Annotated in this window: 20 protein-coding genes; 10 read left to right on the top strand and 10 right to left on the bottom strand. The window is 65.7% G+C overall.

Annotation, left to right across the window (positions count from 1 at the left end):
• Positions 1–11 precede the first annotated feature (11 nt).
• Positions 12–1,142, bottom strand: a complete 1,131-nt coding sequence (gene ribBA, locus U0034_RS04605; protein ID WP_085224464.1) for a bifunctional 3,4-dihydroxy-2-butanone-4-phosphate synthase/GTP cyclohydrolase II — start codon at positions 1,140–1,142, stop codon at positions 12–14.
• A gap of 208 nt (positions 1,143–1,350) precedes the next feature.
• On the opposite strand from ribBA, the gene U0034_RS04600 reads away from it, so the two are divergent.
• Positions 1,351–2,028 (top strand): MgtC/SapB family protein, encoded by a 678-nt coding sequence (locus tag U0034_RS04600; protein ID WP_102623128.1) that lies wholly within the window; start codon positions 1,351–1,353, stop codon positions 2,026–2,028.
• 132 nt (positions 2,029–2,160) lie between these two features.
• On the opposite strand, the gene U0034_RS04595 is transcribed toward U0034_RS04600, so the two are convergent.
• Positions 2,161–2,967, bottom strand: a complete 807-nt coding sequence (locus tag U0034_RS04595; protein ID WP_102623129.1) for a TIGR04222 domain-containing membrane protein — start codon at positions 2,965–2,967, stop codon at positions 2,161–2,163.
• A 428-nt stretch (positions 2,968–3,395) separates the two neighbouring features.
• Here U0034_RS04595 and U0034_RS04590 point away from each other — a divergent pair, with 428 nt between their 5' ends.
• From U0034_RS04590 to rbsD, 6 genes are all read left to right on the top strand, one after another.
• Positions 3,396–4,355, top strand: coding sequence for a sugar ABC transporter substrate-binding protein (locus U0034_RS04590; RefSeq protein ID WP_085223914.1), 960 nt, complete (start codon positions 3,396–3,398; stop codon positions 4,353–4,355).
• Positions 4,356–4,417: 62 nt separating this feature from the next.
• Positions 4,418–5,992 carry a sugar ABC transporter ATP-binding protein gene (locus U0034_RS04585; protein ID WP_085223916.1) on the top strand — a complete coding sequence of 525 codons (1,575 nt, stop codon included), beginning with the start codon at positions 4,418–4,420 and terminating at the stop codon, positions 5,990–5,992.
• 104 nt (positions 5,993–6,096) lie between these two features.
• Positions 6,097–6,999, top strand: a complete 903-nt coding sequence (locus U0034_RS04580; protein WP_233212105.1) for an ABC transporter permease — start codon at positions 6,097–6,099, stop codon at positions 6,997–6,999.
• A 23-nt stretch (positions 7,000–7,022) separates the two neighbouring features.
• Entirely contained in the window at positions 7,023–8,033 is a 1,011-nt protein-coding gene (locus U0034_RS04575; RefSeq protein ID WP_085223920.1) for a LacI family DNA-binding transcriptional regulator, read from the top strand.
• A 26-nt stretch (positions 8,034–8,059) separates the two neighbouring features.
• Positions 8,060–9,013, top strand: a complete 954-nt coding sequence (gene rbsK, locus U0034_RS04570; protein WP_085224466.1) for a ribokinase — start codon at positions 8,060–8,062, stop codon at positions 9,011–9,013.
• A 5-nt stretch (positions 9,014–9,018) separates the two neighbouring features.
• Complete coding sequence (rbsD, locus tag U0034_RS04565; protein WP_085223922.1) at positions 9,019–9,417, top strand: D-ribose pyranase; 399 nt, start codon at positions 9,019–9,021, stop codon at positions 9,415–9,417.
• Between the two features lie 107 nt (positions 9,418–9,524).
• On the opposite strand, the gene infA is transcribed toward rbsD, so the two are convergent.
• From infA to hemL, 4 genes are all read right to left on the bottom strand, one after another.
• Positions 9,525–9,791 carry a translation initiation factor IF-1 gene (infA, locus tag U0034_RS04560; protein ID WP_085223924.1) on the bottom strand — a complete coding sequence of 89 codons (267 nt, stop codon included), beginning with the start codon at positions 9,789–9,791 and terminating at the stop codon, positions 9,525–9,527.
• Between the two features lie 408 nt (positions 9,792–10,199).
• Entirely contained in the window at positions 10,200–10,829 is a 630-nt protein-coding gene (locus U0034_RS04555) for a riboflavin synthase (RefSeq protein ID WP_085223926.1), read from the bottom strand.
• A 44-nt stretch (positions 10,830–10,873) separates the two neighbouring features.
• Entirely contained in the window at positions 10,874–11,995 is a 1,122-nt protein-coding gene (gene ribD / locus U0034_RS04550) for a bifunctional diaminohydroxyphosphoribosylaminopyrimidine deaminase/5-amino-6-(5-phosphoribosylamino)uracil reductase RibD (RefSeq protein WP_085223928.1), read from the bottom strand.
• A gap of 17 nt (positions 11,996–12,012) precedes the next feature.
• Positions 12,013–13,296 carry a glutamate-1-semialdehyde 2,1-aminomutase gene (gene hemL, locus U0034_RS04545; RefSeq protein ID WP_085223930.1) on the bottom strand — a complete coding sequence of 428 codons (1,284 nt, stop codon included), beginning with the start codon at positions 13,294–13,296 and terminating at the stop codon, positions 12,013–12,015.
• Positions 13,297–13,540: 244 nt separating this feature from the next.
• On the opposite strand from hemL, the gene U0034_RS04540 reads away from it, so the two are divergent.
• Complete coding sequence (locus tag U0034_RS04540) at positions 13,541–14,770, top strand: Bcr/CflA family multidrug efflux MFS transporter (RefSeq protein WP_085224468.1); 1,230 nt, start codon at positions 13,541–13,543, stop codon at positions 14,768–14,770.
• 120 nt (positions 14,771–14,890) lie between these two features.
• Here U0034_RS04540 and U0034_RS04535 read toward each other — a convergent pair whose 3' ends face one another.
• From U0034_RS04535 to zwf, 4 genes are all read right to left on the bottom strand, one after another.
• Entirely contained in the window at positions 14,891–16,072 is a 1,182-nt protein-coding gene (locus U0034_RS04535) for a porin (RefSeq protein WP_085223932.1), read from the bottom strand.
• 560 nt (positions 16,073–16,632) lie between these two features.
• On the bottom strand, positions 16,633–18,555 hold the full coding sequence (locus tag U0034_RS04530) for a bifunctional transcriptional regulator/glucokinase (protein WP_085223934.1): 1,923 nt from the start codon (positions 18,553–18,555) through the stop codon (positions 16,633–16,635).
• Positions 18,533–19,225, bottom strand: coding sequence for a 6-phosphogluconolactonase (pgl, locus tag U0034_RS04525; protein WP_085223936.1), 693 nt, complete (start codon positions 19,223–19,225; stop codon positions 18,533–18,535). The genes U0034_RS04530 and pgl overlap by 23 nt, the downstream gene beginning before the upstream one ends.
• Positions 19,226–19,310: 85 nt before the next feature.
• Positions 19,311–20,771 (bottom strand): glucose-6-phosphate dehydrogenase, encoded by a 1,461-nt coding sequence (gene zwf / locus U0034_RS04520; RefSeq protein ID WP_085223938.1) that lies wholly within the window; start codon positions 20,769–20,771, stop codon positions 19,311–19,313.
• 634 nt (positions 20,772–21,405) lie between these two features.
• Here zwf and U0034_RS04515 point away from each other — a divergent pair.
• Together U0034_RS04515 and U0034_RS04510 are read left to right on the top strand one after the other, a co-directional pair.
• Positions 21,406–22,656 (top strand): ABC transporter substrate-binding protein, encoded by a 1,251-nt coding sequence (locus U0034_RS04515; RefSeq protein WP_085223942.1) that lies wholly within the window; start codon positions 21,406–21,408, stop codon positions 22,654–22,656.
• A gap of 112 nt (positions 22,657–22,768) precedes the next feature.
• Positions 22,769–23,707 carry a carbohydrate ABC transporter permease gene (locus tag U0034_RS04510; RefSeq protein ID WP_085223943.1) on the top strand — a complete coding sequence of 313 codons (939 nt, stop codon included), beginning with the start codon at positions 22,769–22,771 and terminating at the stop codon, positions 23,705–23,707.

The following is a 23,707-nucleotide window of genomic DNA, read 5'->3' as shown; positions in this document are numbered from 1 at the left end:
GCGCCGGCCGATTATGCGCTTTTCGCAGTGGCCGCGCCCGGCATCGGCGCGAACCCGGTGACTTCGAGGCCGTAGCCCGACATGCTGCCGAGCCGGCGCGGATTGGAGAGCACCTGCATCTTGCCGACGCCGAGATCGCGCAGGATCTGCGCGCCGACTCCGTAGGTCTTGAAGTCGACGGGGCGCCGCTTCAGTTGCTCGGCCTTTTCTTTCTCGTCGAACGCCTTGAAGACGTCGACCAGATGCTCTTTCGTGTCGCCGCAATTGAGCATGACGATCACGCCCAGCTCGCGTGCGGCGATTTCTTTCATGGCCGCGTCGAGGGTCCACGAGTGCGTGGACGACCCGACCTCGAGCAGATCGAGCACCGAGAGCGGCTCGTGTACGCGGACGGGCGTTTCGGCGTCCGGCTGCGGTTCCCCGCGCACGAGCGCGAGGTGCGGCGAACCGCTCGGCTGATCCTGGTAGAGGACGGCGCGAAACGGGCCGTGCGCCGTGTGCATCGTACGCTCGGCCACGCGCGAGACGATCGACTCCGTGCGGCTGCGGTAGTGGATCAGATCGGCGATCGTGCCGACCTTGAGGCCGTGCTGCCGGGCGAATTCGAGCAGATCCGGCAGCCGCGCCATCGTGCCGTCATCCTTGATCACCTCGCAGATCACGGAGGCCGGCGTGAGGCCGGCCAGCGCCGTGAGGTCGCACCCGGCCTCGGTGTGGCCCGCGCGCACGAGCACGCCGCCGGGCTGCGCCATGATGGGGAAGACATGGCCCGGCTGCACGATATGCTCGGCGCGGGCATCGCGCGCGACGGCCGTGGCGATCGTGCGCGCGCGGTCTGCCGCGGAAATGCCCGTTGTTACACCCTCGGCCGCCTCGATGCTGACGGTGAAGGCGGTACCGTACTGCGTGCCGTTCCTGTACGTCATGAGCGGCAGGTTCAGCTGCTGGCAGCGTTCCTGCGTGAGCGTGAGGCAGATGAGGCCGCGGCCGTAGCGGGCCATGAAGTTGATCGCTTCAGGTGTGACGAATTCGGCTGCCAGCACGAGGTCGCCCTCGTTTTCGCGATCCTCTTCGTCAACGAGGATCACCATGCGGCCCGCCTTCAATTCGGCAATGATTTCGGGCGTCGAGGCGAGGGTCATGTCGATAGCTGATTTCGGGAAAGCGCGTATTTTACGCCACGCCGGCACCGGATGGCCGGTATCGAGGCCGCAGCGCGCGAGCGAAGGAGGGCGAGCGGGCATGCGCGCGATCCGATAACCGTGCAACATGAGACGTTCCCGATTGTCAGTAGCAGGGCCGTCCCCCGGCATCGGCGGTGCGGCAAACCATCGAACAGGAGGTGAGTGCATGATCGGCAACGTCGAACTGCTGTCGCGGCTCGTGCTGGCCGCCTTGCTCGGCAGCGTCATCGGGTTCGAGCGCGAGCGGCTCAACTGGGCGGCGGGGCTGCGTACGCACATGCTCGTGTGCGTCGGCTCGGCCTTGATCATGCTCGTGTCGGCGTTCGGTTTTGCCGATGTACTCGGGCGGCAGGATGTCGTGCTGGACCCTTCGCGGATCGCCGCGCAAGTGGTGTCGGGCATCGGCTTTCTCGGCGCCGGCTCGATCCTGCTGCGCGGCGAAGTGATCCGCGGCCTCACGACCGCGGCGAGCCTGTGGTCGGTCGCGGGCATCGGACTCGCCGTCGGCGGCGGCATGTACACGGCGGCGATCGGCGCGACCATCATCATCCTGATCATTCTGGCGGGTGTGAAGCCGCTCGAGCGCCGCTTCATCTCCGTGAGGCAGCAACGCAGCGTTCAATTGCTCGCGGAGCGCGGCTGTCTCACGCTCGAAAGCGTGCACGTCGCACTCGGCACGAGCAGTGTGCGGGTCAAGCAGTTCATCGTTCAGCAGTCGGAGGACGATCCGGGGCTCGACGAGGTGTCGCTCGCGCTGTCGCGCTCGACCGCCGACGAATTCGAGGCCATCGTCGCGCGGCTCGCGGCGATTCCGGGTGTGCGCGATTGCCGAGGGGGGAAGTAGGCATCGGCGGCACGCGAAGCATGGGGTGTGGTCCGCTCCGTGCTCCGTCCGATATCGCTTCCGCCGCGGGCCGAACGGCGATGCGGCTCGCGTGTGTCCAGGGGTTGCGTGTGTCCGGCGGGTGGCGTTGCTTCACGCCGTCTCGCTGCGCTGCGCCAAGACGGCGGGTATCCATGCCATGTCGCTTCCCGCGAGTGCTTCGGTGCCATAGAGCGCGACCGCCTGACCGAGCGTTTTTGCGTCGAGCGCCTCGCCCTGCGTCGCGCGCGCGGTCCTGAAGTCCGGATGATGCTGCGTGGCGGACCAGATGATGAAGCGGCCCAATGCCGTGACCCGCGTCGGCCATGCCGCGATCAGCATCGTCGCAATCGCGGCACCCACGAAATCCCTCGCCAGATACGCGGCATCGGCCGGCAGCGCCGCCGTCGCGCACCATCCGAACGCAATGCCGATCGGCACGGCGAACGGCAGCATGTTGTAAAGATAGTCCTTCCACCATTCCGTCGATCCGATCGAGCGCATGTAGCCGATGGCGATCAGTTCGTGGCGAAGGCTGCGCGTCACGCCGGCACGCCTCAATGCCGATACGAGGCGACCGAGCAGTACGTCGAAGACGGCGGGGCGCCGTCGCACGGCCGCCAGCACTTCGCGCTCGATCGCATCGAGTTCTCCGCCGGCCGCCTCGCTCGTCAGCAGTACGCCCGCGACGCTCGGCACGAGCATTTTTCTGCCGAGCAGCCGGACGACGCCGGTCAGCGCGACCCGCGGCGCGCCGCCGCACATCAAGGCCATCTGGTAGGCGGAGATGCGCGTGACGTTCATCGTCGAGCCGGCGCGCCAGACGCGTCTCGCCTTTGCCTGGCGCCAGAGCAGCGTCGCATAGAGCGCCAGGACAATGGCGGCGCCGCCGGCGACCGTCACGGTGTTCGAATCGGGCATGCGGTATCCATTCGAGCAGCGGCGTCCCGATGGGGTACCGGGCGGCGAGGCGGGTGCGGCGTTCGCGACTTTTTTCAGCGCCCGCGGGAGCTGCACGCGTCCATATTGCCGGGGTAATTCGTCCGGCGTCAAATCGCAACGAATGCGTTGGCCGCGCGGCTTTGCGCCGCGGCTTGCAGCCCGGTTGCAGCCAGATTGCCGCGTGGGGTGGGGCGAGATTGCGGAAGGCGGGAGCGTCGTGCCCGATGATGGTGCATCGCACAATGTCCACCCGTTGACTTCGCCCGCCGACTCGTCGAATATCCAATCCGCAACCGGTTGCGCGGCGTGATTTGTCCGACATTGTTGCGCAAACGTGGTCCGCAACCGGTTGCGGGCGTATCGAACGCCGAAGTACCGAACTACTCGAACGATCCAGGAGACACTTCATGAAGACACCCGTCCGCCGCCGTATCCTCGCAGCGTGCATCGGCCTGGCCGCCGCCGCCGCGCTGCCGCTGACCGCTCAGGCCCAGCAGGCCGCTCACAAGCCGAAAGTCGCGTTGGTCATGAAGTCCCTCGCGAACGAGTTCTTCCTGACGATGGAAGACGGCGCGAAGAGCTACCAGAAACAGCATGCGGCCGATTTCGATCTGATCTCGAACGGCATCAAGGACGAGACGGACACCGCCGCGCAGATCCGCATCGTCGACCAGATGATCGTTTCGAAGGTCGACGCAATCGTGATCGCGCCGGCCGATTCGAAGGCGATGGTGCCCGTGATCAAGAAGGCGGTCGATGCGGGCATCGTCGTCGTGAACATCGACAATCGTCTCGATCCCGACGTGCTGAAATCCAAGGGCATCACGGTGCCGTTCGTCGGCCCGGACAATCGCAAGGGCGCGCGCCTCGCCGGCGACTACCTCGCCGCGAAGCTGCACAAGGGCGACGAGGTCGGCATCGTGGAAGGCGTGCCGACGACGACCAACGCGCAGCAGCGTACGGCCGGCTTCAAGGACGCCATGGCAGCGGCCAATGTCAAGGTGGTTTCGGTGCAATCGGGCGATTGGGAAATCGACAAGGGCAACGCCGTGGCTTCGGCGATGCTCAACGCCTATCCGAACATCAAGGCCATTCTGTGCGGCAACGACAACATGGCCCTCGGCGCCGTCTCGGCGATTCGCGCGGCTGGCCGCGCGGGTAAGGTAGCGGTGATCGGCTACGACAATATTGCCGCTGTGAAGCCGATGCTGGCCGACGGCCGGGTGCTCGCCACCGTGGATCAGTTCGCCGCCAAGCAGGCCGTGTTCGGCATCGATACGGCGCTCAAGGCGATCCGCGAGCACAAGAAGCAGAACGAATTGTCGAGCGTGGTCGAGACGCCGGTCGAGCTCGTCGTCAAGAAGTGAGCCACGCGTTGCCATAGAACGCAGATGGATTTTTACCCCGGTCGAACCGCCAAGGAGGGTGCATGAGCGCAGTTTCAACCGACGCTGGCGAACGCGCGCGGGCGTCGAGCCCCGTGCTGGCGATCGCCGGGGTCGGCAAGACCTATACCGTGCCGGTGCTCACCGGCATCGATCTCACGCTGAACGCCGGCGAAGTGTTGGCGCTCACGGGGGAAAACGGCGCCGGCAAAAGCACGCTGTCGAAGATCATCAGCGGCCTCGTGCAGCCGACGTCCGGCCAGTTGCGGTTTCGCGGGCAGCCGTACGCGCCGGCGAGCCGCAGCGAGGCCGAGGCGCTCGGCGTCAGAATGGTGATGCAGGAACTGAACCTGCTGCCGACGCTCACGATCGCCGAAAACCTGTTTCTGAACAACATGCCGGCCATCAGAGGGATCGGCTGGATCGCGCGCAGGCGCCTGCGCGAAAACGCACGGGTGGCGATGGCGCGCGTCGGTCTCGAGTCGCTCGATCCCGATACCCTCGTCGGCGAGCTCGGCATCGGCCACCAGCAGCTCGTGGAGATCGCCCGCAATCTGATCGGCGATTGCCGCGTCCTGATTCTCGACGAGCCTACCGCGATGCTGACGGGGCGCGAAGTCGAACTCCTTTTTCATCAGGTGGAGCGGCTCAAGCGCGACGGCGTATCGATCGTCTATATCTCGCACAGGCTCGAGGAGCTCGCACGCATTTCGGAACGCGTCGCCGTGCTGCGCGACGGCAAGCTCGTCTCCGTCGGGCCGATCGCCGAGTACACGACCGAACGCCTCGTCACCCAGATGGTTGGCCGCGATCTCGGAGAAACGATCGATCTCGGGGAGCGCAGGATCGGTGCGCCGATGCTGCGCGTCGAGCGCCTGACGCGCGGCAGCGCCGTTCAGGACGTCTCGTTCGAAGTCAGGAGCGGCGAGATTTTCGGTATCAGCGGCCTGATCGGCTCCGGGCGAACCGAGTTGCTGCGCGCGATTTTCGGCGCCGACGCGAAAGACAGCGGCGTCGTGTCGATCGGCAACCCGCCGAAGCCGCTGACGATCCGCTCGCCCTCCGATGCCGTGAGGCAGGGGATGGCGTTGATCACGGAAGACCGCAAGGGCGAGGGCTTGCTGCTCACCCAGTCCATTGCGTCGAACCTCGCGCTCAACAACTTTCGTGCCGTGTCGCGCCACGGTTGGATCGACCGCGGCCGCGAGCGCGCGCTGTCGGGCCGGCAGATCGAGGCAATGCGGATCCGCTGCTCGGGCGCGCAACAGCCGGTCGACGAACTCTCGGGCGGCAATCAGCAGAAGGTGGTCATCGGGCGCTGGCTCGAACGCGACGCCCAAGTCATGCTGTTCGACGAGCCCACGCGTGGAATCGACATCGGCGCGAAGTTCGAGATCTACAGCCTGCTCGGCGAAGAAGCGAAGAAGGGCAAGGCGATCGTGGTCGTGTCGAGCGAGTTGCGCGAGCTGATGCTCATTTGCGACCGGATCGGTGTGATGTCCGCCGGCCGGCTGGTTCGTACTTTCAACCGGGACGAATGGACCCAGGACGATTTGCTGGCCGCGGCATTCTCGGGCTATGCGAAGCGTGACGCATTATTGGAAAGGGAAGTGTCATGACGGTTTCCTCGAATACGCCCGCTGGTGTCGCAGCGCCCAGATCGAAGAGCGCGGCCCGCGCGGAGCTCAACAGCTACCTCGGGCTCGTGGGGGCGCTCGCCGCAATGATCGCGCTGTTCTCCACGCTGAGCTCGCACTTTTTCACGTACGACACGTTCGTCACGATCGCTAATCAGATCCCCGATCTCGTCGTCATGTCGGTCGGCATGACGTTCGTTCTGATCATTGCCGGAATCGACCTCTCGGTGGGCTCGGTGCTTGCCCTGTCGGCCTCGGCCGTCAGCGTGGCGGCGCTTCAATGGCACTGGGGACCGATTCCCTCCGCACTCGTCGGGCTCGGCATCGCAGTGTTCATCGGCACGCTCACCGGCGCCGTCACGGTGGCGTGGAGAATTCCGTCGTTCATCGTTTCGCTCGGCGTGCTCGAAATGGCCCGCGGGCTTGCGTACCAACTGACGAACTCGCGCACGTCCTATATCGGCAGCGAATTCGACTGGCTCGCGAATCCGATCGCCGTCGGCATTTCGCCTGCGTTCATCATCGCGATCGCGGTCATCGTCGTGGCGCAACTCGTGCTGCGGCGAACGGTGTTCGGCCGTTGCCTCGTCGGCATCGGCACGAACGAAACCGCGGTACGGCTCGCCGGCATCGACCCGCGCCCCTACAAGATAATCGTGTTCGCGCTGATGGGCGCGCTCGCCGGCCTTGCGTCGCTCTTTCAGATTTCGCGTCTCGAGGCAGCCGATCCGAACGCAGGTGCCGGCATCGAGCTGCAGGTGATCGCGGCTGTCGTGATCGGCGGCACGAGCCTCATGGGCGGGCGCGGCTCGGTCATCAGCACGTTCTTCGGCGTGCTGATCATCTCCGTGCTTGCCGCGGGCCTCGCGCAGATCGGCGCGAACGAGCCGACCAAGCGCATCATTACCGGCATGGTGATCGTCGTGGCCGTGGTGCTCGACACCTATCGCAGCCGGCGCGGCACGAGCCGCGACGCGCAGGCGGCCTGAGCACCGGGAGGCGCGACCGAGCCATGTTGACGATCAGAGACGTCGCGCAGCGGGCGGGCGTGTCGTACACCACGGTGTCGCACGTGCTGAACAACACGCGCCCGGTCAGCGAGGAAAAGCGCGCGCGCGTGATGGCGGCCATTGCCGAGCTGAACTACGTCCCTTCGGCGCCGGCCCGTTCGCTCAAGGCGCGGAGCACGTCGACGATCGGCCTCGTCGTGCCGAACAACACGAACCCCTACTTCGCGGAGTTCGCGCGTGGAATAGAGGGGTTCCTGCGGCGCAGCGGCTACTGCGTCTTTCTGTGCAATTCCGACAACGACGTCGTGACGCAGCGCGAATGCCTGCGCGTGCTCTATCAGAACCGCATCGACGGTCTCATCGTCGCATCCGTCGACGAAGACGAGTCGGTCGCGGAAGACCTGAAGGCGATGCGCGTGCCCGTCGTGGTTTTCGACCGGCCCATTGCCGGCCTCGATGCCGATCTCGTCCAGATCGATCATGAAGCCGGGGCGATGATGGCGACCCGCCATCTGCTCGATCTCGGTCATACGCGCATCGGCTGTATCGCAGGAGCGAGCGGCACCGCGGTGAGCGCGATCCGCGTGGCGGGCTTCAAACGGGCGATGGCGGAGCACGGCGTGCCCGTCTTGCCGGGGGCGATCGTCGAGGGCGACTTTACGTGCCCGGGCGGCTACGTCGCGGCGCGCACGCTTTTCGACACCGTTGCACCCACGGCCGTTTTTGCGAGCAACGATATGATGGCGATCGGCGCGCTGCGTGCAGCCTCCGAGCGCGGTCTGCGTGTACCGGCAGACTGCTCGATCGTCGGCTTCGACGATGTCGAGATGAGCCGCTACGTGCATCCGGCATTGTCGACGGTGGGGCAGACCATTCTTCGTCTTGGCGAAGCGGCCGCGAAAATGCTGTTGGATCGGCTGAGCGGCACCGTTACGGGCCCGGCGCAAACCTGTGTAATCGAACCGAACCTGCATATGCGCGAATCGAGTGCGCCAGCAGTCGCTCGCGCGTGATTGAACCAATGAGTCTTACGACATCGATGACGACGACAGCAATGAAAGGAGAGACGGGCCGGGTCGCAGTGGTCGGCAGTCTCAACATGGATCTCGTGATCCGGGCGCCGCGTCTGCCGAATGCGGGAGAGACGCTCACAGGCCGCTCGTTTGCGAAGGTGCCGGGCGGCAAGGGCGGCAATCAGGCCGTGGCCGCCGCGCGGCTCGGCGCCCAGGTCGCGATGATCGGGCGCGTCGGCAACGACGATAACGGCGCGCAGCTCGTGGCGGGCTTGCGCTGCGAGGGGATCGATTGCGACGGCGTGGCGACCGATGCGGCGCAACCGACCGGTGTCGCGATGATCGTTGTAGACGATGCGGGCCAGAATGCGATCGTCATCGTGGCCGGCAGCAACGGCGCGCTGGCGCCCGAGGCGGTGAGCAAACACGAGGCAGCGATCGCGCAGGCCGATGTCGTGGTGTGCCAGCTCGAAGTGCCGGACGAAACGGTGCTTGCGGCGATGCGCGCGGCGCGTGCGCTCGGTCGGACCGTGGTGCTGAATCCCGCGCCGGTGACCGGAGCGCTTTCGCGCACGTGGCTCGAACTGGCCGATTATCTGATTCCGAACGAAGTAGAGGCCTCGGCGCTGTCGGGCATCCAGGTGGATTCGCCTGAAAGCGCACAGCGTGCGGCCGAGGTCCTGCAGACGCAGGGCGCACGCAACGTCATCGTGACGCTGGGTGCGCAAGGCGTGTTGTTGCTCGAAGCGGGCGGTGAAGCGCCGCGCGGCCGGCACTATCCGCCGCGCAAGGTCGTCGCGATCGATACGACGGCGGCGGGCGATACGTTCGTCGGCGGATTCAGCGCGGCGCTGGCAGCGAAGCGTCCGCTCGACGAAGCCGTCCGATTCGGTCAGGCTGCCGCCGCGCTGTCGGTGACACGCGCCGGCGCGCAAACCTCCATTCCCTTTTTGCGTGAAATCTCCCTGGCGTCCGACTGATTGCAATGAAGAAGACCGCGTTGCTGAACAGTAAGTTGTCGCGCCTCGTTGCGACGCTGGGCCATGGCGACATGGTGCTTGTTGCCGATGCCGGGATGCCGGCGCCGCACGGCACGGGCGTCGAGATCATCGATCTTGCGCTCACGCCCGGTGTGCCCGATCTGGCGACGACCGTTCGCGTCCTGCTGAGCGAGATGCAGGTCGAATCGCATGTGATGGCGAGCGAAACGCTCGCGCGCAACGACGCATGGCTGTCGAGCGAATGGATGCGCGAGATCGGCTCGTGCCAGGTGGTTTCGCACGAGGAGCTCAAGCGGATGTCGCATCGCGCACGCGCCGTGGTTCGCACAGGCGAATGCACACCCTACGCGAATCTGATGCTGGTGGCCGGGGTGACGTTCTGAGCTGGGTGGCGCCGGCTCGCATGGCGCCTGGCCTGCGGCTGCGCCGTCGAGCGCGAATCCGATTCGGGCGCTGACGCGGCCGCTGCCGGGCTTCGCGCGTTGCCGGCTCAGCGCCGGCGGAACGCGGGGCGTTGACCCGTGCCGCTGCTGCGCTCGTCCTTGTGACGGAAATTGATTCGACCTTTCGTCAGGTCGTACACCGAGAGTTCCAGCGTGACGCGATCGCCAGCGAGGATCCGGATGTGATTCTTGCGCATCCGGCCGGATGCGTACGCGCCCACCACGACACCGTTATCGAGGGTGACACGGTAGCGGCTGTCGGGCAGCACTTCGTCGACGATACCATCGAGTTCCAGCAGTTCTTCTTTTGCCATGCACGTTCCTGTTCAGTTGGCGGGGCATCGGCAAGCTATGCCTCGCGGAAAAAGAAAGCCACGAGCGGTGCTTGACACGTGCTCGCGCGAAAGTAAGGAGTGATTGCGGCCCCGGCGTCGTTGACAACTCGGTGCCGCGCCGTGGGGCGGAGCGCCCTATACGCCAGGGATGGGACAGACGCGGCGGCCAGCAACCGGCCGATGCGCGGCGTGCAGTCCGACGGGGTGCAGCTATCGCCGGCTTTGCCGGACGATCGGTCAAAAGGCGGATTCGCGAGGAACCGGCAGACGTCTTGCCGATGCGACGCGAACGGAACTAGACCGGTATTATAACCGAATGTCGCTCGCCATCTGCCGAATAATCGGTCCCAGTGCCTTCTCGTCCCTATAGACGTCCTCGGGCAAGCTTCACGAACTCGCTTTAGCTGACGCCGTCGACAGCATCCTTTCGACATACCGCGCAATCAGATCGACTTCGAGATTGACCTGGCTGCCGGGAGCAAGGTGTCTGAGCGTCGTGACCTCGACTGTGTGCGGGATCAGGTTGATCGAGAACTCGCAGCCGTCGTCGCGATCCTCCACGCTGTTGACGGTCAGGCTTACCCCGTTCACCGTAATGGACCCTTTATAGGCGAGATATCGGCCCATCTCGCGCGGCGCGAGAATGCGCAGCTCATGCGATTCTCCGACCGGAGCGAACCGCGTCACCGTTCCCAGACCATCCACGTGGCCGGACACGATGTGGCCGCCGAGGCGCTCGTGCGCCGTCAGCGCCTTCTCCAGATTCACGTCCCCTGGCTCCCCGAGGCCGACCGTACGGTTCAGGCTTTCGCGCGACACTTCCACGGCGAACGTTTCGTCCGTTTTCTCGATCACGGTCATGCACGCGCCTTGTATAGCGATGCTGTCGCCGATGGCGACGTCGGCCAGATCGAGCGCGCCTGCGCGGACGTCGAGGCGAACGCCCGCGTCGGCGCTCGAGCCGAGCGGTTCGACCGTTTCGATGCGGCCCACGGCCGCGACGATTCCTGTGAACATCGTGTGCTTCCTTTTATCGTGTCGTGTTGCGTCTTCGGTTGCGCTCACGGGCGTGCGTCAGGCCGAACGATGCGCGCGAGCACGCGCAGATCGTCGCCGATGCGCTCGGCTGCATGAAACGCGAGACGCGTGCGCTCGTCGAGCGTGCCCGGCGCGGCCAGATCGAACATGCCGGCCGCATCGCCACCGAGCAGGCTCGGCGCAAGATAAACGAGCAGTTCATCCACGCAGCCTTCGCGCAGCAGCGAGCCGTTGAGTTTGTGTCCGGCTTCGACGTGCAGTTCGTTGATCCCGCGCGCGCCCAGTTCGCGCAGCATCGCGGCGAGATCGACCTTGCCCGCGGCGTTTGCGATCGTCACGACTTCGATGTCGCGCGCGCGCAGCGCTTCGGCTTGCGCCGCGTTGCGTTCGTCGATGCGCGCACAAAAAACGAGCGGCGGGGCACCCTCGAACAGGCGCGCCGCCAGCGGTGCCTCGAGCCGGCTGTCGACGAGCACACGCAACGGCTGACGCGGCGTGTCGACTTCACGCACGGTCAATTGCGGATCGTCTTCGCGCACGGTCCCTACGCCTGTCAGAATCGCACAGGCGCGCGCGCGCCACGCGTGGCCATCGGCCCGCGCGGCGGGGCCCGTGATCCACTGGCTCTCGCCCGACGGCAGCGCGGTGCGCCCGTCGAGGGACGCCGCCACCTTCATCCGTACCCAGGGGCGTCCGCGCGTCATGCGCGAGACGAAGCCGATGTTGAGCTCATGCGCCTGCTGCGCGAGCAGGCCGCAGCGCACGTCGATGCCGGCTTCGCGCAGCATCGCGAGCCCACGGCCCGAAACCTGCGGATTCGGATCCTCCATCGCGGCGATCACGCGAGCGACGCCGGCGTCGACGAGCGCATGGACGCAAGGCGGCGTGCGGCCGAAGTGGCTGCACGGCTCGAGCGTGACATAGGCCGTCGCTCCCCGTGGATCGTTGCCGCGCCGGTGCGCGTCCTTCAGCGCCTGGATCTCGGCATGGTCCTGCCCTGCCGGCTGCGTGAAGCCTTCGCCTATGGGCATGCCGTTCTTGACGAGCACGCAGCCCACGCGCGGGTTCGGTGTCGTCGTGTAAAGGCCGCGCGCCGCCAGCGTCAGCGCGCGTTGCATATGAGCGAAGTCGGTATCGGAAAACATGGCGGCGGCTTCGCGCGTCAGGCCGCGAGCGAGGCGAAGGCGCCGCGCGCGGCGTCGAGCGTGGCGTCGATCACGGCGTCGTCGTGCGCGATCGACACGAAGCCGGCCTCGTAGGCCGACGGCGCGAAATAGACGCCCGCGTCGAGCATCTTGTGAAAGAAGGCATTGAAGCGGGCAATGTCGCTGCGCGAGACTTCGGCGAAGCTGCCGGGCACGGTCTCGGTAAAGTAAAGGCCGAACATGCCGCCCACCGCGTCGGCGCAAAACGGCACGCCGGCTTCGCGCGCGGCGCCGGCAAGACCAGTGGCAAGCCGCGAGGTCTGCGCCGAAAGGCGATCGTAGAAGCCGGGCGCCTGAATGAGTTGCAGCGTTTTCAGCCCCGCCGCGACGGCGATCGGATTGCCCGAGAGCGTGCCGGCCTGATAGACGCCGCCTTCCGGCGCGAGGTGCGCCATGATGTCGCGACGCCCTCCGAAAGCGGCGGCCGGCATGCCGCCGCCGATCACCTTGCCGAGGCAGGTCAGGTCGGGTTCGACGCCGTAGAGCGCTTGCGCGCCGCCGAGCGCCACGCGAAAGCCGCACATCACTTCGTCGAAGATCAGCACGGCGCCATGCTTCGTGCATAGGCGCCGCAGCGCGCGCAGAAACTCGGGGGTGCCGCGCACGAGGTTCATGTTGCCCGCCACGGGCTCGACGATGACGGCGGCGATCTCGTCGCCGAACGCGGCGAAAGCGGCCTCGAGCGCCTCGACGTTGTTGTAGTCGAGCACCGTCGTGTGCTTGGCCACGTCGGGCGGCACGCCGGCCGAAGTCGGGTTGCCGAAGGTGAGCAGGCCCGAACCGGCCTTCACGAGCAGGCTGTCGGCGTGGCCGTGATAGCAGCCCTCGAACTTGACGATGCGGCTACGGCTCGTGAAGCCGCGCGCAAGGCGCAACGCGCTCATCGTTGCCTCCGTACCGCTCGAGACGAGCCGTACCCGCTCGATGGAGGGCACGAGCTTGCGGATTTCCTCGGCAATTTCGATTTCGGCCTCGGTCGGCGCGCCGAACGAGAAGCCGTCGGCAAGCACGCGCTGCACGGCTGCGAGCACTTCGGGATGAACGTGCCCGAGAATCATCGGGCCCCACGAGCCGATGTAGTCGATGTACCGTGCGCCTTCGGCGTCCCAGAAGTAGGGGCCGTGTGCGCGCGCGACGAAGCGCGGCGTGCCGCCGACCGAGCGAAAGGCACGCACGGGCGAGTTGACGCCGCCGGGGATGGAGCGCTGAGCGCGTTCGAAAAGGGCTTGGTTGCTGGACATGGGAATGAGGCCTGCTTCGAGAGTGGCGGGCCCCGGCCGGGCGGGCGCGTCGAGTATCGGCTCGCGCCGCGCGGCCGTGGCGATGAGGGCAATTGTACCGGAGCGGGGGCGGGCGAGCCGGGAGCGCTCCGGCTCGCGAGGGCGCGAAGCGTTGCGTAGAATCTGCCCCTTATCCGCATTTTTCGTCCGATGTCGCGATTTGCGCCTGCGCGAATTCGCCGACGGAGGTCTCTTCGAGCGCTCAATGACCGAAAAAAACGCCAAACGCCAGCCCGACATCCGGCTCATCGCGCTGCTCGGCGCGCTGGCGGCCTGCGGGCCGATCGCCGTCGACATGTACCTGCCGAGCCTGCCTTCGATCGCCCGTGCGTTCGGCGTACCCGACGCCGCCGCGCAATGGACGCTCACGAGCTTCATGGCCGGTTTTTCGGTGGGGATGCTCGTTTATGGTCCGCTCTCCGATCGCTTTGGGCGGCGCCCGGTGCTGCTCGGCGGTCTCGTGCTGTTTCTGCTGGCGAGCATTGCGTGCGCCAGCGCGAACTCGATCGGTTTGCTCGTGGGCGTGCGCTTCGTGCAGGCGCTCGGCGCCGGCGCGGCGTCGGTCATGGCGCGTGCGATCGCGCGCGATGCGCACGAGCCGCGGGACGCGGCGCGGGTATTGTCGATGATCGCGATCGTAACGGGCGTCGGGCCCTTGCTTGCGCCGTTGATCGGCGGGCAACTGCTGCTGCTGGGCGGGTGGCGCACCGTCTTCGTGCTGCTGGCGTTGTTCGGCGCGCTTTGCACGGTGCTCGCGTTCACACGCGTGAGCGAGACCTGGCCGGCCGAAAAGCGCGCCGGCACGCGCGTATGGGCGTCGTTTGCGGTCTACGGGCACCTGTTGACCGATCCTGTCGCGCTCGGGCATCTGTTGTGCGGCGGCATGGCGTTCGCATCGATGTTTGCCTACATCACGGCCACGCCGTTCGTTTATATCGACTACTTCCATGTGAAGCCGCAGCATTACGGCTTTTTCTTCGCGCTGAACATCGCCGGAATCATGCTCGGCAATTTCCTCAATACGCGGCTCATCGGGCGCTTCGGCTCACTGCCGCTCATCGCGGGTGCCTCGCTCGTGAGCTGCACGGCGTCGTTTTTCGTCGTCGTCGTCTGTTTGACGGGGTGGGGTGGCCTGTGGTCGATCGTCGCGGGCCTTTTCTTCGTGGTCGGCATCGTGGGCGTGCTCACGGCCAACTGCACGACCGACCTCATGCATCGTTATCCGCGCAATGCCGGGGCGGCTGCGGCGCTCTTCGGCGCGACGCAGCTCGCGTTCGGCGCGTTGGCGAGCCTCGTCGTCGGCGCGCTGCAAAGCGGCACGCCCACGGGTATGGGCATTACGATCGCCGGAACGGGCGCGCTGTGCCTCGTCGGGCGTACGCTCGTCAAACGCTGGCACGGACTGCCCGCGCGCGGTACGGCCATGCCGCGTTGAGCGGCGGCGCGCTGCCCCCCAAAAAAAAGCGCCGCGAGTAGCGGCGCTTGGAAGTACTGCCTTTTCGCGCTGTCGTTTGCCGCGCGGCCTGGACCGTGCGGTTGGCGCAGCGGTTGTTGCTTAGAACTTGTGGCGGATGCCGACGCGGGCGACGACCTGGTTCGCGGTCGTCGACTGGCTGCCTGCCACGCCGTCATAGATGTCGGCCTTCGCGCTGCCACCGGCGGCGTGCTGGTAGACCGCCATCACATAGACGTCCGTGCGCTTCGACAGGCGGTAATCGGCCACTGCATTCACTTGATGGTACTTCGGCTTGACGTTTGCCAGCGCATCGCGGCCGTTCGTGAACGTGTAGCCGAGGCCCAGCGTCGTCGCCGGGGTCAGGCTGTACTGCCCCCAGAGTTCGTAGCTGTTGAACCACACGTAGTCGCCCGCGCCGCCGGCGCGCGCGACCGAGCCCTGATTGGCGTCGTCGAAGCGCACGTGCGAGAAGTTCGCACCCACGAGCGCGGGACCGAACGCGTAGCTTGCGCCGACGCTCGCCGATTCCATGCTGCCCGGCGTGCCGACGTAACCGAACGCACCGTGACCGTTCGAGCTACCGACGACCGGCGCCACCGGCGCCGCGGCCGTGCCGATATTCGTGATGAAGTTGCCGTCGTCGAATTGCGCTGCCGGATTCTTCGCGAAGAAGTAGCCCGCACCGACGTACAGGGGACCAGCCGTGTAGCTGAGGCCGCCGCCGATCGTGCTCTTCTGACCGAACGAGCCGGCTACGCCGCCGAACGCGTACATCGCTTCAGCCTTCAGACCATAGAACGTCGGCGATACGTACTTGACCGCGTTGTTGACGCGAAAGCCGTTGTCGGTATTGTCGATGTCGCTCGGATGCGAGAAGAACGCACCCCACTGGCCGTTGAACGTCGTCGATTGAGCCATGTCGACGACCGGGTCGTATTGGCGACCGAGCGTCAGGGTACCGTACGAATCGTTCGTCAGGCCGACATAGGCTTGACGGCCAAACTGACGACCATTCTGCGCCAGCTTGCCGTTCATCACGTTGAAGCCATTTTCCAATTGGAAGATGGCCTTCGTGCCGCCGCCCAGGTCCTCAGCGCCCTTCAGGCCCCAGCGGCTGCCTTGCAGGATGCCGCTTTGCATTTGCCACTGCGAATGGCCGCCCGAATTGTTGGTATAGGTGATGCCGGCGTCGATGATGCCGTACAACGTGACGCTGTTTTGCGCAAATGCCGGCGCAGCCACGGCGCTCGTCACAGCAAGCGCGATAAGCGATTTCTTCATGCAAATGGTCTCCGAGACGTTGAATTGCAAGTGAGCACCCGGGTAGGGAGGTGCAGCAGACTCCGGCATCTCTTGAATGCAAGAGGTCTAGGCCGCGGGTCCAGGTAGTCGACGGGATACTAGATAGCCGGAATCTGACACCTTATTGGTGTAACTACCAGTTGTTACCGATTATTGTCATTTATGAAACGACGCGCATGGCGCGAAAGCAGGCGCAGAGGCCCGTGCCGCGCGGGTTTCAGTGATAGCCAGCACTTAAATAAAGACGCCCGTTGTTGCAGGGATGCGACGAAAGCGCGCCCCCGATTGTTGCGGATTCGTTGAAAAAAACAGACGAGTCGAGCTTGCTGTGCCCCGGTTTGGGGCGAATCGGTGGGCTGCTGCATCGAAACGGTGCCTCGCGCTCGGCATTCCGGGAGCGGAAAACCCGAATCTCGCGGGCAGCAGGCGGCAAGGGAGGGGCGAGCGAACGCGCGGGGCCGGTGGAATTTGCCCGGCGCGCTCGAGCGAGGGCCAGCCGCGGGTACCCCCAAAGGGGCCGGCGCCGCGGCCGGAATGCTTCAGTCCGTGGCCGACGACGCGGCGCCGTGGCTGAGCCAATCGAGCACGGCGGCGGCTTCGTCGCTGCTGGTCGCGCGCGCTTTCGCCACGGCCTCCGCGACCTCGGGGCTCGGCACCGCGCGACGGATTGCCACGCCCACCGCGAGAATGTCGATCATCAGCAGGTGCAGGATGCGCGAGATCATCGACAACTGGGACTCGCGGATCTCGATGTGGTCGGTTTCCAGCGCGACCGTGGCGCGCTTGGCGAGCGGCGTGTTGCTCGAGGTGATGGCAATCACCTGGGCGCCGGCCTGCATCGCGACGTCGAGCACGCGCAACAACTCGGGCGCGCGTCCCGACTTCGACACGGCCACGATGACGTCGCCCTTGCCGAGCAGCGCCGCGGAGGCCGCCTGCATATAGAGATCGCCGTAGGCGATCGTGGGGATGCCGAAGCGGAAGAACTTGTAATGGGCGTCCTGAGCGACGATGTTCGAATTGCCGAGCCCATAGAACTCGATGCGGCGCGCACCGTTGAGCAGATCGATCGCGCGCTCGACGTGCTCGAAGTTCAGATGCTCGCGCAATTGCAGGATGGCCGACACCGTGTTGTCGAGCACCTTGGCGCCGAAGTCGGTGGCCGTATCGCCGAGATGCACCTGGCTATGGCTGACGGGGATCGTGCCCGTGAGCCCCGTGGCGAGCTTCAGCTTGAAGTCCGACAGCCCCTGGCAGCCGAGCGAGCGGCAAAAGCGGATGACGGTGGGCTGGCTCACGTCGGCCTTGCGCGCGATGTCGACGATCGGGTCGCTGATGATCGAGCGCGGATGGTTGAGCGCGAGATCGGCTACGCGCCGCTCGGCCGGTGTCAGTGCGTCGCGCATTTGGCGGATGCGCTCGAAGACCGCCGACGAGGCGCCACCCGAGCGGTTCGACAACTGCTCGGCCAGGATCGCCGAAACGCCGAGAAAGGCCGGATAATCGGCCGTGATCACGTAAGTCGGCACGTTGGCCAGGTAAGCTTCAAAGCGGCCCTTTGCCTCGAAGCGCTGCCGGAACGACGAGCGGGCGAAGAACTCGCCGAGCTTCAGCACGACGCCGCCGCCGATATAGATCCCGCCGAGCGCACCGAGCGTCACGGCGATGTTGCCCGCGAACGTACCGAGAATGCCGCAGAAACACTCGACCGCCTCCACGGCGAGCGCATCGCCCGCGAGCGCGCGGTTCACGACCTCGGCCGGGTCGACCGATGCGGCCACGCGCTTCTTGTCGCGCGCCGCGAGCGCACGATAGATGAGCTCGATGCCGGGGCCGGCCGCCACGCGCTCGAACGAGACGTGCGGCCACTTCTTGCGGGCGAACTGCAGGACGCAATCCTCGCGCTCGTCGGACGGTGCGAAGCTCGCGTGGCCACCTTCGCTGCCGAGCGCGATCCAGCGATCGTCGGCCGGGATGAGACCCGACACGCCGAGGCCCGTGCCTGGGCCGAGCAGCCCGATCACGCTGTTTTGCCGTCGCGTGCCGCCGCCGATCTGCACGCGCTGCGCATCGGTGAGCCCCGGCAGCGCCATGGCGAGCGCGGTGAAATCGTTGACGACGAGCAGCGTGTCGAAGCCCAACGCGCGGCGCGTGGCCTCGATCGAAAAGGTCCAGTTGTGATTCGTCATGCTGACCTGGTCGCCGTCGACCGGGTTCGCGATCGCGATCGCCGCATGATTGACGTGGCCGACGTTCGTGTCTTTCAGATACTGTTCGAGCACGTCTTCCACGCCCGGGTACTGCGCGCAGGGGTAGACCCGGATCTGCGTGATTTCCCCGGGGCCCGTCTCGAGCGCGAAGCGCGCATTCGTGCCGCCGATGTCGGCGAGCAGGCGCGGGCCGTCGGCGTGCTGACGGTTGCCGGAAAGAGAAACCACTTTAGTTTGCACACCAGTAGACATCGAGTCTGACTCCCTTGTCGTTCGCCAGCTTCGAGATGGCGTTTTCTTGCGCGGCGGACGCGGCCGCCTTCAGTACGTCGAGCTTCTTCGAGCCCGAGATCAGCAGATAGAGCCGTTCGATGCGCGTGAGCGCGGCGAGCGACAGGCTCACGCGCGCATGCGGCGCGGCAACCGGATGCACGGCGACGAAGCGCGGGGCATCGGGTGCGATGATATGCGCCCACTCGGGCGCGTCGGCGAAAAGCGAGGCCGTATGGCCGTCTTCGCCCATGCCCAGCACGGCCACCGATGGCAGCGCGCGCGCCGCGTCGGCGTTCAGTGCGGCAACGTTTGCCTCGATCGAGGCGGACACGTCGACGAGCGGTTGAAAGCACGCAGCCCGAGCGGTGCCCGCGAGCAGCGTTTCGCGCAGGAGCCGTGCGTTGCTGGCGGAGTCGGTCTCGGGCACGCGGCGGTCGTCGACCAGCGTCACGTCGATGCGCGACCAGTCGAGCGGTGCGAGCGCGAGCGTTTGCAGAAACGGCCGCGGACTCGTGCCGCCGGAAACCGCGAGCGTCGTGCGCGCGGCGCCGCCCGATGCGGCGAGCGATGCGCCAAGGGCATCGCCAACCGCCTTCGCCAGCGCGCCAGCTTGCGCGCGCGAGTCGTCAAATGCGTGAAGCTCGATCACTTCTCCTCCAGACAGCTTCTTGTATACCTCGATGGATTCGCCAGGCACCGGCCGCGCGATGCGCGGAGGGTGCCGCTTGCCTGCCTCAGTTTTCCTCTTCGAGCCAGCAGGTGCCGTGCTGCGCGAGCATGGCGCTTGCCGCGGCCGGCCCCCAGGTGCCCGAGGCGTATGGCTTCGGCGGCTTGTTCGAGGCCGCCCATTCGTTGAGGATCGGCTCGACCCAGCGCCACGCGGCTTCCTGCTCGTCACGGCGCACGAAGAGCGCGAGACGGCCGTTGATGACGTCGAGCAGCAGGCGCTGGTACGCCTCCATTTGGCCTTCCTTGAAAAACTGGTCGAAGGCGAGATCCAGGTGCACGCTCGACAGGTTCATACCTTCGCCGGGCTGTTTCGCCAGGCAATAAAGCCGGATCGACTCGTTCGGCTGCAGCCGGATGACGAGGCGATTCGCGCCCGGACGCAGCGCCGGCGCCCCGAGCGCCGAATGCGGCACGGGCCGGAAGTTGACGACGATTTCCGCGATGCGTTCGGCCAGGCGCTTGCCTGTGCGCAGGAAGAACGGCACGCCGGCCCAGCGCCAGTTTTCGATCTCCACCTTCAGGGCGACGAATGTCTCGGTCGTGCTTTGGGGCTTCACGCCGTGCTCGGTCGCATAGGCCGGCACCGAGGTGCCCTTGATGACGCCGGCGTGGTACTGCCCGCGCACGGCCAGTTTGCTGATGTCGCGCGTATCGATCGGCTTCAATGCGCGCAGCACGCGCAGCTTTTCGTCGCGCACCGAATCGGAATCCATCGAGTGCGGCGGCTCCATCGCCACGATCGAGAGCAGTTGCAACAGGTGGTTTTGCACCATGTCGCGCAACGCGCCGGTGTTGTCGTAGAAGTCGCCCCGCGCCTCGACACCGAGTTCCTCCGCGATCGTGATCTGGATGCTTTCGACCCACTCGCGGCGCCAGAGCGGCTCGAAGAGCGCGTTGCCGAAGCGCAGCGCGAGCAGGTTCTGCACGGGCTCTTTGCCGAGGTAGTGATCGATCCGGTAGATCTGATCCTCGGCGAAGATTTCGCCGACGGAGTCGTTGATCGCGTTCGACGAACGCAGGTCGTAGCCGAGCGGCTTCTCGAGCACGATGCGGGCGTTCTCGTTGAGCCCCACGGAGGCGAGCGCGCGGCAGATCGGTACGAAAAGCGACGGGCCCGTCGCGAGATAGAAGACGCGGATGCCGGGATGGCCTTCGATGGCCTCGCGCAGCAGCACGAAATCCTCTGGCTTGCCGAGATCGAGCTTCACATAGGCAATGCGCTCGAGAAAGCGCTGCCAGATGCCTTCGTCGAAGCCCGTCTTCGCGACATGCGCCTTCACGTTCGTGTTGACCCACTCGATGTAGCCGTCGCGGTCGGCCGCGTGCCGCGCCACCGCCACGATCCTGCCGTTTTCCGACAGCATGCCCGCACGGTGGGCTTCGTAAAGCGCAGGAAGAATCTTTCGCATCGACAGGTCGCCGGTCCCGCCGAAGAGCACGAAGGTAAAGCCTGAGTCGATTTGCATGAGTCGTGAGCAGAAGGTCAAGGGTTGCCGGGCGCGGGCCGCGTCCGGGTGCTTCGGGTCGATCAGGGGCGCGTTTCGTCGTGTGAACGGTGGGCTGTCTCCGGTTTTGCCTCGCGCCCGGCCGTTCGCCTGCGCGGTTACGTCGCTTGTAGCGCGATAAAAATATTTTTGACACTGAATTGTAGTTTAACTACAATCCAAATCAAGAGGTAACGTCGATTCGATGCAAAAAGCATGCGCTGCTTGCGCGGCCGGGATCGAAGCGAGCGCGGCGCGCCCGCTTCCCGCGGCAAGCGGCGGGCCGATCGGCGGCGAATGTGCCGGCGCGTCGGCGCATCCGGAGTGCAACGCGCGCGGCAATGTTACAGCGCTGTCGGGCAATCCGCTTTTCGCCTCCCCGAGCCTTGCCGCGCGATGCGGATCAGGGCCGAATGAAAACCAGGAGACAGTCTTTGCGTTCCGAATCACTCATTTCCTGAAGCGCTTACGCGGCCGGGCGGTGCACGTCGCGCGTGACGCGTGGCATGCGAGCCGGGCTCTTCCAGTGTTGTTCTGCTTCACCAACCAACCGTTCCCCGACAAGAACCCCGGGGGGCAATCGTTTCTTGTTCAGGTGTTCCGGAGGAGATAAAGAATGAAAGTTCGCGCGATCATGGCAGCGCTCGCCGCCACGGGGCTGATGTACGGGATGTCGGCGCAGGCCGCAGAATCCGTCGAAGTGTTGCACTGGTGGACGTCGGGCGGCGAATCGAAGGCCGTCGGCGTGCTCAAGGACGACATGACGAAGCAGGGCTATACGTGGAAGGACTTCGCGGTTGCGGGCGGCGCGGGCGCGGCGGCCATGACGGCGCTGAAGACCCAGGTGATCTCGGGCAACGCGCCGTCGGCGGCACAGATCAAGGGGCCGCTCATCAGGGAATGGGCCGACCAGGACGTGCTCGTGAACATCGATTCCGTGGCGAAGCAGGAGGACTGGAAGAAGAACCTGCCGCCCGAGATCGACAAGATCATGCAGGCGGGCGGCCACTATGTTGCCGCGCCGTTCTCCGTTCACCGCGTGAACTGGCTCTACATCAACAAGGCGGCGCTCGACAAGGCGGGCGGCAAGGTGCCGACGAACTGGGACGAGTTCTTCGCGGTTGCCGACAAGATGAAGGCGGCCGGCATTCAGCCGATCGCGATGGGCGGCCAGCCGTGGCAGGACCTGACGCTGTGGGAAGACGTCGTGCTGTCGCAAGGCGCGGCTTTCTACAAGAAGGCGCTCGTCGATCTCGACCAGTCGACGCTGACCTCGCCGCAGATGGTGAAGGTCTTCGATACGGTCCGCAAGATCCAGGGCTACTTCGACAAGGGCCGCACGGGCCGTGACTGGAACCTCGCCACGGCGATGGTCATCAACAACAAGGCCGGCATGCAGTTCATGGGCGACTGGGCCAAGGGCGAGTTCGCGAACGCCAACAAGAAGTCGGGCGTCGACTACATCTGCGCGGCCGTACCGGGTACCGAGAAGGCCTATACGTTCAACGTCGACTCCTTCGTGTTCTTCCAACAGAAGGGCCAAAACGGCGCGACGCCGGGTCAAGTGGCCATGGCCAAGACGATCATGAGCCCCGCGTTCCAGGAGCAGTTCAGCCTCTACAAGGGCTCGATCCCGGTGCGCCTCGGCGTGTCGATGGCGAAGTTCGACGACTGCGCGAAGAAGTCGTACGCCGACGAGCAGACGGCCATCAAATCGGGCGGCTATGTGCCCTCGCTCGCTCACGGCATGGCACAGCCTGACGCCACTGCCGGCGCAATCACCGACGTCGTGACCAAGTTCATGAACTCGTCGCAATCGTCGCAGGACGCCGTGAAGGCGCTCGCGCAGGCGGCCAAGACGAAGTAAGCGAAGCGACGGCCGAAGCGGCGCCTCGCGGCGCCCGCTTCACTGTCTCGTGGATGCCGGCCGCACGCGCCCGAAGCGCAGGCGGCCGGCGGGCAAGATTAGGAGTCGAGTAGTGGCTGCCTCTCTCAGCGGCAAAGGCAACAAGGTGGCGCCTGCGCACCACCGCGGCTCGTCGTTCTCGGCGCTCGCCGATCGCTGGATCCCCAAGCTCGTGCTGTCGCCGAGCGTGGTGATCAGCCTTGTTTTCGTCTACGGCTTCATTGCCGTCACCGGTTATTTGTCGTTTTCGAAGTCCCGGCTCATGCCGAACTACAAGTTCGCCGGCTTCGATCGCTATACCGAACTTTTCAACAACGACGTCTGGTGGACATCGGCCAGGAATCTCGGCTGGTTCGCGATCCCGTTCATCGCCATCTGCGTCGGTCTCGGGCTTTTCCTCGCGATCCTGCTCGACCAGAAGATCCGCAACGAAGGCGCACTGCGTGCGGTGTTCCTGTATCCGATGGCGCTGTCCTTCATCGTGACGGGCACGGCCTGGCAATGGATTCTGAATCCCGGCCTCGGGCTCGAAAAAGTGATGCACGACTGGGGCTGGGCGAGCTTCTCGTTCAACTGGCTCGGCGATCCGGACAAAGCGATCTTCTGCGTCGTGATCGCGGCGGTCTGGCAGTCCACGGGCTTCGTGATGGCGCTCTTTCTGGCCGGCCTGCGCGGTGTCGATGCCGAGATCTTCAAGGCGGCCCAGGTCGACGGTGCAACGCTGCCCACGATCTATCGCAAGATCGTCATCCCGAGCATGCGCCCGGTATTCTTTTCGGTGCTGCTGATTCTCTGCCACATCGCGATCAAGACGTTCGACCTCGTCGTCGCCTTGACGGCGGGCGGCCCCGGCACGTCGTCCTCGCTGCCCGCCATCTTCATGTACACGTTCTCGTTCAACCGCGGACAGCTCGGCGTCGGCGCGGCGTCGTCGATGATGATGCTGGCTACCGTCGTGGCCGTGCTCGTGCCGCTCATGTATCTGGAATCGAGGAGCACCCGCAATGCCTAA

This window comes from Trinickia caryophylli (assembly GCF_034424545.1).
GTDB lineage: Bacteria > Pseudomonadota > Gammaproteobacteria > Burkholderiales > Burkholderiaceae > Trinickia > Trinickia caryophylli.
Note: the sequence above shows the minus strand (reverse complement) of the source record. Positions and strands in the feature narration are given on the sequence as shown.

Excerpts from the sequence above, each read along its gene's own strand:
- U0034_RS04590 (WP_085223914.1), top strand. The coding sequence starts at position 3,396 with ATGAAGACACCCGTCCGCCGCCGTATCCTCGCAGCGTGCATCGGCCTG.
- ribBA (WP_085224464.1), bottom strand. The coding sequence starts at position 1,142 with ATGACCCTCGCCTCGACGCCCGAAATCATTGCCGAATTGAAGGCGGGC.
- U0034_RS04540 (WP_085224468.1), top strand. The coding sequence starts at position 13,541 with ATGACCGAAAAAAACGCCAAACGCCAGCCCGACATCCGGCTCATCGCG.
- U0034_RS04580 (WP_233212105.1), top strand. The coding sequence starts at position 6,097 with ATGATCGCGCTGTTCTCCACGCTGAGCTCGCACTTTTTCACGTACGAC.
- U0034_RS04585 (WP_085223916.1), top strand. The coding sequence starts at position 4,418 with ATGAGCGCAGTTTCAACCGACGCTGGCGAACGCGCGCGGGCGTCGAGC.
- U0034_RS04555 (WP_085223926.1), bottom strand. The coding sequence starts at position 10,829 with ATGTTCACAGGAATCGTCGCGGCCGTGGGCCGCATCGAAACGGTCGAA.
- U0034_RS04515 (WP_085223942.1), top strand. The coding sequence starts at position 21,406 with ATGAAAGTTCGCGCGATCATGGCAGCGCTCGCCGCCACGGGGCTGATG.
- rbsK (WP_085224466.1), top strand. The coding sequence starts at position 8,060 with ATGACGACGACAGCAATGAAAGGAGAGACGGGCCGGGTCGCAGTGGTC.
- infA (WP_085223924.1), bottom strand. The coding sequence starts at position 9,791 with ATGGCAAAAGAAGAACTGCTGGAACTCGATGGTATCGTCGACGAAGTG.
- U0034_RS04575 (WP_085223920.1), top strand. The coding sequence starts at position 7,023 with ATGTTGACGATCAGAGACGTCGCGCAGCGGGCGGGCGTGTCGTACACC.
- zwf (WP_085223938.1), bottom strand. The coding sequence starts at position 20,771 with ATGCAAATCGACTCAGGCTTTACCTTCGTGCTCTTCGGCGGGACCGGC.
- U0034_RS04530 (WP_085223934.1), bottom strand. The coding sequence starts at position 18,555 with ATGTCTACTGGTGTGCAAACTAAAGTGGTTTCTCTTTCCGGCAACCGT.
- U0034_RS04600 (WP_102623128.1), top strand. The coding sequence starts at position 1,351 with ATGATCGGCAACGTCGAACTGCTGTCGCGGCTCGTGCTGGCCGCCTTG.
- hemL (WP_085223930.1), bottom strand. The coding sequence starts at position 13,296 with ATGTCCAGCAACCAAGCCCTTTTCGAACGCGCTCAGCGCTCCATCCCC.
- rbsD (WP_085223922.1), top strand. The coding sequence starts at position 9,019 with ATGAAGAAGACCGCGTTGCTGAACAGTAAGTTGTCGCGCCTCGTTGCG.
- ribD (WP_085223928.1), bottom strand. The coding sequence starts at position 11,995 with ATGTTTTCCGATACCGACTTCGCTCATATGCAACGCGCGCTGACGCTG.
- U0034_RS04595 (WP_102623129.1), bottom strand. The coding sequence starts at position 2,967 with ATGCCCGATTCGAACACCGTGACGGTCGCCGGCGGCGCCGCCATTGTC.
- U0034_RS04535 (WP_085223932.1), bottom strand. The coding sequence starts at position 16,072 with ATGAAGAAATCGCTTATCGCGCTTGCTGTGACGAGCGCCGTGGCTGCG.